The organism is Fusobacterium sp. DD2 (assembly GCF_018205345.1).
Classification (GTDB): Bacteria; Fusobacteriota; Fusobacteriia; order Fusobacteriales; family Fusobacteriaceae; genus Fusobacterium_A.
On sequence record NZ_JADRHM010000013.1, the window covers coordinates 35581 to 43355 of the forward strand.

8 protein-coding genes are annotated in these 7775 nt (G+C 31.2%); all 8 read left to right on the top strand.

Annotated elements, in window-relative coordinates:
• Window positions 1–15 precede the first annotated feature (15 nt).
• From IX290_RS03470 to IX290_RS03505, 8 genes are read left to right on the top strand one after another with little or no spacing between them, the layout of a single operon-like run.
• Window positions 16–549, top strand: a complete 534-nt coding sequence (locus IX290_RS03470) for a CvpA family protein (RefSeq protein WP_211491820.1) — start codon at window positions 16–18, stop codon at window positions 547–549.
• 9 nt (window positions 550–558) lie between these two features.
• Window positions 559–1635, top strand: coding sequence for an LptF/LptG family permease (locus IX290_RS03475; RefSeq protein ID WP_211491821.1), 1077 nt, complete (start codon window positions 559–561; stop codon window positions 1633–1635).
• Window positions 1635–2717 carry an LptF/LptG family permease gene (locus IX290_RS03480; protein ID WP_211491822.1) on the top strand — a complete coding sequence of 361 codons (1083 nt, stop codon included), beginning with the start codon at window positions 1635–1637 and terminating at the stop codon, window positions 2715–2717. Before IX290_RS03475 ends, IX290_RS03480 begins: the two co-directional genes overlap by 1 nt.
• 17 nt (window positions 2718–2734) lie before the next feature.
• Window positions 2735–3961 (top strand): pitrilysin family protein, encoded by a 1227-nt coding sequence (locus IX290_RS03485; RefSeq protein WP_211491823.1) that lies wholly within the window; start codon window positions 2735–2737, stop codon window positions 3959–3961.
• Between the two features lie 11 nt (window positions 3962–3972).
• Window positions 3973–4413: a dUTP diphosphatase gene (gene dut, locus IX290_RS03490; protein WP_211491824.1), complete on the top strand. Its 441-nt coding sequence runs from the start codon at window positions 3973–3975 to the stop codon at window positions 4411–4413.
• 8 nt (window positions 4414–4421) lie between these two features.
• Entirely contained in the window at window positions 4422–5528 is a 1107-nt protein-coding gene (gene rodA / locus IX290_RS03495) for a rod shape-determining protein RodA (protein WP_211491825.1), read from the top strand.
• A 7-nt stretch (window positions 5529–5535) separates the two neighbouring features.
• Complete coding sequence (locus IX290_RS03500; protein WP_211491826.1) at window positions 5536–6402, top strand: RluA family pseudouridine synthase; 867 nt, start codon at window positions 5536–5538, stop codon at window positions 6400–6402.
• 47 nt (window positions 6403–6449) lie between these two features.
• Entirely contained in the window at window positions 6450–7751 is a 1302-nt protein-coding gene (locus IX290_RS03505; protein WP_211491827.1) for an NCS2 family permease, read from the top strand.
• The last annotated feature ends 24 nt before the right edge of the window (window positions 7752–7775 follow it).

Genomic DNA, 7775 nt, shown 5'->3' on the forward strand with positions numbered 1-7775 from the left:
AAAAGGGGTTGTGCTATGTACTTAGATATTGTTGTGTTAGTGGTATTGATATTATCAATATTAGATGGGCTTAGAAATGGACTTTTCGTTGAATTTCTATCAGTTTTTGGATTGATTATCAACTTTCTTATAGCAAAATATTTAACACCATATGTTATTAATTTCTTAAACTTAAAAGGTGGAACTGATAACTACTTTATAATTTATATAATTATTTTCTGGGCAGTTTATATTGTTGTAGGAATATTTTTATATTATTTCAGAAATATCATGTTGCATCAGAGCAAAGGTCTTGTAATTAGAGCTTTAGGGGCAATATTAGGTGCAATGAAAGGGTTAATTATCGCAATGATAATTATATTTATTTTTGACTTCGCAGTGGATAAATTTAATGGACTTGAAAAATACAGCACAGGAAGTCGTTCTACAGACATATTTTTAAAAGTTGTTCCTAAGGTTGAAGAGTATATGCCAAAGGAATTTAAAGATAAGATAAATAGCATAAAAAATGGTAAATTGGTAGACAGATATATAAATAAGCTGTTTTAGGAGAGTATGATGAAAATAATAGACAGATATATTTTAAATGAGATTAAGATGCCAGTAATATTTGGAGTTTCTCTTTTTACATTTATTTTCCTGATAGATATAATTGTAGCTATGATGGAGAATATAATAGTAAAAGGAATTTCAATAATAGATGTTACTAGGATTTTGTCTTTTTATCTACCGCCGATACTTTCTCAGACTATACCTATGGGAATGTTTCTGGGAATAATGCTTACTTTTTCAAAATTTACAAGAACAAGTGAAGCTACTGCAATGAGTGCTGTTGGAATGTCACTTAAAGATATAGTTAGACCAGTTTTAAAGGCAGCTATTCTGACAACAGCTTTTATATTTTTCCTTCAGGAAAGTATAATACCGAGATCTGTATCAAAATTGCAGTATTTAACAGCTAAAATAGCTTATGAAAATCCAGTGTTTCAATTAAAAGAGAGAACTTTTATAGATGAGGTTGAGCAGTACAGTCTCTATATAGATAGGCTTGTTGGAAAAGATAAGGTTGCTCATGGAGTTTTGATATTCCAGAAGAACAGTGATAAAAAATTCCCAACAGTAATTTCTGGAAGTGAAGCATATTGGAAAGATTCATCAATGGTTTTAAAGGATTCAAAATTTTATAACTTTAACGATAAGGGAAAAGTGGTATTGACTGGAGAATTTGATGAGAAGAAGATTCCTTTAGCTGCTTATTTCAGTGAGATGAATTTAAAAGTTAAAGATATAGAAGCAATGAGTATAAAAACTCTATTTAAAGAGATGAGAGAAAAAAATGGACCTGAAAAACTTCCATTTAAAATAGAGATAAATAAAAAGTTAGCAGTGCCTTTAGCCACAATTATGCTTTCTTTACTTGGTGTATTTCTTTCAATAGGACACCATAGAAGTGGAAAGGGAGCAAATTTTGCATTGAGTCTTATTGTTATTTTTTCTTATATAACCTGTCTGAATATTGGTATGGTCATGTCATCTAGAGGTCTTATTCCTGTGTTTATTGGAATATGGACACCAGATATTGTACTTTTGATTCTAACAATTATAATGTATAAAAAGAAAGCAAAGGTGATATAATGAAGATATTAGATAGATATATAAGTAAAAATTTTATAAAATCATTTTTGCTAAGTCTTATTGCATTTATGGGGATATTTATTGTAAGTCAGTTATTCAGAGTAGTAAAGTATCTAAGTGATGGAAGATTTACATCACATGATGCTGTACTTTATATTATAACTATGCTTCCAAGAATATTTATAGATGTGGCACCACTTGCTGTACTTCTTGGTTGTATGATGACAGTAAGCGTTATGGCTTCAAATCTGGAGATTATCTCTTTAAAAACTTCAGGAATAAGTTTTAAAAGAATAGTTATATGTCCTATTATCTTATCAATAGTGATTTCAGGAATTGTATTTTTTGTAAATGACAGCCTATATCCTAAGAGTCAAAAGATGAATAAGGATTTAAGACGTGGTGAGGTAAGTACAAGGGAGGCTCCTATTGAAAAGAGAAATGCCTTTTTAAGAGGAGAAAATGCAAATTATGTTTATCTTATGTCCAAGTTAAATAGAAAAACTGGATTTGCAGAAAATGTTGAAATAATAGATTTAAATGATGATTTTACAAAGATAGAAAGAATAATTGCAGCACCAGATGCAAGATATAATTTCAGTAAAAAAATGTGGATGTTAAAAGATGTAAATATAACTTATGGTGATGAAAATAAAAAGCCTGAAACAATGGAATATTTTGCTGATAGTAAGTACAGTGATAATCCAGATCATTTTATTACATCATCAGTAGAACCTAGAACTCTTACAATAAAAGAGCTTAAACAGACAATTAGAGATCTTACAAGTGTAGGGGGAGATACGAGAGAACTTATGGTAGAACTTGGAAATAGATACTCTTTTCCTTTTGCAAGTTTTATAATATCATTCTTAGGTCTTGCACTTGGTGGAAGATATGTAAGAGGTACATCAGCAGTAAGTTTAGGAGTTTGTGTACTTTTAGGTTATGGTTACTATATAGTAAAAGCAACATTTGAGGCTTTTACTTCAAATGGATTTTTAAATCCATTAATAGGTGGATGGATTCCAAATATACTATTTTTAGTTGTTGGACTCTACCTGCTGCATAAGGCGGAATACTAAAATTTAGGAGTAGATAAATGAGTATAGAGATTAGAAAGTTAAGCAATGGAATACCAGTGCTAATGGATAAAATGGATAGTGTAGATACAATAAGTTTGGGAGTATTTGTAAAAACAGGAGCAAGAGATGAATACCCAGAAGAAAATGGTGTTTCTCACTATATTGAACATATGATGTTTAAAGGAACTGAAAAAAGATCTGCTAAGGATATTTCAGAAGAGATTGATAATGAAGGTGGAATGATCAATGCTTATACAAGCAGAGATACCACTGGTTACTACATTCAAATGCTTGCAAGTAAAGTTGAAAAAGGGATAGATATTCTATCTGATATGTTTTTAAATTCAACATTCACTGAAGAAAACCTTGAACGTGAAAGAAATGTCATAATTGAAGAGATAAGAATGTATGATGATATTCCAGAAGAGGTAGTTCATGAGGACAACTTAAAATTTGCTCTTACAGGACCACAGTCAAATAGTGTATCTGGAACTGTTGAAAGTGTAAAAGCAATTGATAGAGATATGTTTTTAAACTATTATAAAGATCAGTACAGAGCATCAAATATGGTTATATCATTAGCTGGAAAATTTGATTCAGATAAGATATTTGATATGCTTGAAAAAGGTTTTGGAAGTATAAAAGATCACGAAAATAGAAGAAATATAGATAATACATATACAATTAATTCTGGAGAAAATAGAATAAAAAGAGATACTAATCAGGTACATCTTTGCTTTAACAGTAAAGGTGTAGGTCTTATAGATGATTTAAAATATCCTGCAGCTATAATTTCAAGTGTACTAGGTGGAAATATGAGTTCAAGACTTTTCCAAAAAATTAGAGAGGAAAGAGGACTTGCTTACGCTGTGTACACATATTCAAGTGCATTTATAGAGGATGGAATATTCACTGTATATGCAGGAACTACAAAAGATAGCTATAAGGAAGTTTTGGAGATTATAGAGAAAGAGCTTTTAGATATTAAAGAAAATGGAATTACAGCTTATGAACTTCAAAAATCAAAAAATCAATTTTTAAGTCTACTTACATTTAGCCTTGAGGGAACTAAAGGAAGAATGAATAGAATGGCCAACTCTTATATGATTTATGATAGAGTAATTGATATAGAAGAGATAATAAAATCAATAGAAAAAATTACATTAGAAGATATAAAAAAAGTTGCCAAAATGATATTTGATGAAAAATATTATTCTTGGACAATATTAGGAGATGTAGAATAAGGAGAGCAGAAATGGAAAAAGTTAAAGTAAAAGTTGTTACAGCACAAGGAGTTACACTTCCTAAATATGAAACTGAAGGGTCAGCTGGAATGGATATCAGAGCTAATATCACTGAACCAATTACTTTAGGTTCATTGGAAAGAAAACTGGTTCCTACAGGGATAAAAGTATCAATTCCTGAAGGATATGAGATTCAGGTAAGACCCAGAAGTGGTCTTGCATTAAAACATGGAATTTCAATGGCAAATGCCACTGGAACAATTGATTCAGATTATAGAGGAGAGATAAGGGTAATACTTATCAATCTAAGCAAAGATGAATATACTATTGAGCCACAGGAAAGAATCGGACAGATGGTTTTAAATAAAGTGGAACAGATAGAATTTGAAGTAGTGACTTCTCTTGATGAAACAGAAAGAGGAGAAGGTGGATTTGGACACACTGGGAAATAGAGGTAATTATGAGGCATAATAGAGAGTTTAGACTTATTTTAAAACGTATTAAAAAAATGAATAATTGGCTAATTCTCAACGCCCTTTTCATTGTAGGAATCAGTATAACTACAATTTATAGTGCCACTATTTCAAAATCTGGGGCATTTCATTATAAAGAGGCAGTATGGGCTGGAATATCAATATTTGCCTATATGGTAGTTTCAATGATAGACTATAAGAAATACCTCAAATATTATAAAGTTTTATATGTATTTAATATACTATTTTTAGGAGCTCTTCTTGTCATTGGAGACAGTAGATTGGGAGCTCAAAGATGGATAAGTTTGGGACCTATAAGTCTTCAGCCTTCAGAGGTTGGTAAAGTAATTGTAGTACTTACCCTTTCAGCTTTTATCTCTATAAATTTTAGAGATAGAACAATAGGATTTAAAAAGTTTTTTACAGCTGGGCTTTTTATCCTACCAGTATTACTTTTGATACTTAAACAACCAGACTTAGGAACAACTCTAATAATCTGTTTTACATTTTTTGTAATACTTTTTATGGCTAATCTTGAGTGGAAAACGATAATAACAATGGGAATAGTTGGAGCAATATCAGCACCTCTATCCTTTTTCTTTTTACTTAAGGATTATCAGAGAACAAGAATACTTACATTTTTAAATCCTGAATCTGATCCACTAAAAAGTGGTTGGAATGTAACACAATCTATGATTGCAATTGGTTCAGGAGGCCTTTATGGAAAAGGGTTTTTAAATAGTACTCAGAGTAAATTAAGATTTTTACCAGAGGCACATACAGACTTTATAGCATCTGTATTTTTGGAAGAGAGAGGATTTGTAGGAGGAGTTTTACTTTTCGTATTATATTTTCTTCTTATTATGCAGATACTTTATATAGCTGACACAACAGAGGATAAGTATGGAAAGCTTATCTGCTACGGAATAGCAGCTATTTTCTTTTTCCACTTTGTAATAAATGTGGGAATGACAATGGGAATAATGCCTGTTACAGGGAAACCTTTACTTTTGATGAGCTATGGAGGAACATCTTTACTTCTAAGTTTTATAATGCTTGGAATAGTTCAGAGTGTAAGAATATATAGAGAGTAGGAGAAAAATGGAATATACAATAGATAAAGAATATGATAATGTAAGATTGGACAGATACTTGAGAAAGAATTTTCCAGATCTTGCACTGACTGAAATTTTTAAAGGGATAAGAGTTGGAAAGATTAAAGTCAATGGAAAAAAATCAAAAGAAAATTACAGACTGCAGACTGGAGATGTAGTAAAGGTATTTTTCAATGTTGAAAAAAAAGACCAAACAGAAGATATTATGAATATAACTCCAAAACAGCTTGATTATATAAAAAAACACATAGTTTATGAGGATAAGAATATACTTATCTTTAATAAAGAAGAAAATTTGGTTATGCATAAGGGAAGCGGCCATGAATATGGAATGTCTGAACTTATTAAAGCATACCTTAAAAATCCAAATTTCAACTTTGTAAATAGAATAGACAAGGCCACATCAGGTCTTGTGATAGGAGCAAAAAATCTTGTTACTGCTAGAGAACTCTCAGAGGAAATCAGAGATAGAAAAATAGAAAAAAAATACTTCATCCTTGTGAATGGAATAATAAGCAAAGATGAGTTTATAATCAAAAGCTGGCTTAAAAAGCTTGAAGATAGGGTAGTAGAGCTTGACAAATTTGAGCCAGGATCAAAGGAAAGTGTAAGCAGATTTAAAGTTATCCAAAGGGGTAAAAATTGCACTTTGCTGGAAGGAAGTCTGGAAAGTGGAAGAACGCATCAATTAAGAGTGCAGCTTTCATCAAAGGGTCATCCTATAGTAGGGGACTCAAAGTATGGTAATGACAGAGTAAAATCTATGTTTCTTTTTTCACACTATTTAAATATAGAGAAATATGGAATAAAGATTGAATTACCTTTACCACCAGAGTATAAAAAGTTTTTGTAAACCACATAGTCGTTAACTAAATATAAATAATTTTAAAGGAGGAAGGTATGGAAAACACAACCTTTTTAGAGAGATATTATAAAATCTCTGAGAGACACAGCACAGTAAAACAGGAGATAATAGGTGGAGTGACAACCTTTTTGGCAATGTCGTACATAATCTTTGTTAACCCCTCTATTTTAGGACTTACTGGAATGGATAAGGGAGCTCTTATCACAGTTACTTGTCTTACATCTGCATTAGCTACAATTATATCAGGAGTATGGGCAAATGCACCATTTGCATTGGCTCCAGGAATGGGACTTAACGCATTCTTTACATTTACATTGGTTTTAGGTAAAGGTCTACCTTGGCAGACTGCTTTAGGAATTGTATTTATGTCTGGATGTTTCTTCTTTGTTCTTTCACTAGGAGGAATAAGAGAGAAGATAGCAGATGCTATTCCTATGCCACTTAAGATAGCAGTTGGTGGAGGTATTGGACTATTTATCACTTTTATCGGATTGAAAAGTATGGGACTTATAGAAGCAAACCCTGCTACTTTAGTATCACTTGGAAAGATTAATATAACAGCTATGATAGGAATAGTTGGTCTTTTAGTTGCAGTGGTACTTGAGATTAAACAGGTAAAAGGTGGAATCTTAATTGGTATTATAATTTCTACAATTTTAGCTTTTATAACTGGTAATATAGCTGTTCCTGAAAAACTTATATCACTTCCACCTAGCATTATGCCTATAGCTGGAAAACTTGATATAACAGGAGCTTTTAAATTATCATTAATTGGACCTATATTCTCATTTATGTTCGTTGACTTATTTGATACATTGGGAACATTGATTTCTTGTTCAAGACAGATGGGAATTGTAGATAAAGATGGTAAAATCCAAGGATTTGGAAGAATGTTATATACTGACGTATTCTCAACAATAATTGGTTCAGTATTAGGTACAAGTACAGTTACAACATATGTTGAATCAGCAGCAGGAGTTACAGTTGGAGCAAGAACAGGACTTGCATCAGTTGTAACAGGAGTATTATTCCTACTTGCTCTATTCTTCTCTCCAATAGTTGCAGTAGTACCAGCTTATGCAACTGCACCAGCATTAGTACTTGTTGGAGTGTATATGTTTAAAAATGTAAAAGAACTTGACTTTAAAGATCTTAAGACTTTATTCCCATGTTTTATCATAATTATTATGATGCCATTGACATACAGTATCAGTATTGGATTAAGCTTAGGATTCTTAAGCTACATTATTTTACATGCTGTAACTGGAGATTTTGCTAAGTTAAATATTCCATTAATATTTATTGGATTACTTTGTCTAATTAACTTGATTGTATAATTTTTAAGATAGATAAAAAATAGG

Coding starts and splice junctions, on each gene's coding strand:
- IX290_RS03500 (WP_211491826.1), top strand. CDS start 5,536: ATGGAATATACAATAGATAAAGAATATGATAATGTAAGATTGGACAGA.
- IX290_RS03470 (WP_211491820.1), top strand. CDS start 16: ATGTACTTAGATATTGTTGTGTTAGTGGTATTGATATTATCAATATTA.
- rodA (WP_211491825.1), top strand. CDS start 4,422: ATGAGGCATAATAGAGAGTTTAGACTTATTTTAAAACGTATTAAAAAA.
- dut (WP_211491824.1), top strand. CDS start 3,973: ATGGAAAAAGTTAAAGTAAAAGTTGTTACAGCACAAGGAGTTACACTT.
- IX290_RS03480 (WP_211491822.1), top strand. CDS start 1,635: ATGAAGATATTAGATAGATATATAAGTAAAAATTTTATAAAATCATTT.
- IX290_RS03475 (WP_211491821.1), top strand. CDS start 559: ATGAAAATAATAGACAGATATATTTTAAATGAGATTAAGATGCCAGTA.
- IX290_RS03485 (WP_211491823.1), top strand. CDS start 2,735: ATGAGTATAGAGATTAGAAAGTTAAGCAATGGAATACCAGTGCTAATG.
- IX290_RS03505 (WP_211491827.1), top strand. CDS start 6,450: ATGGAAAACACAACCTTTTTAGAGAGATATTATAAAATCTCTGAGAGA.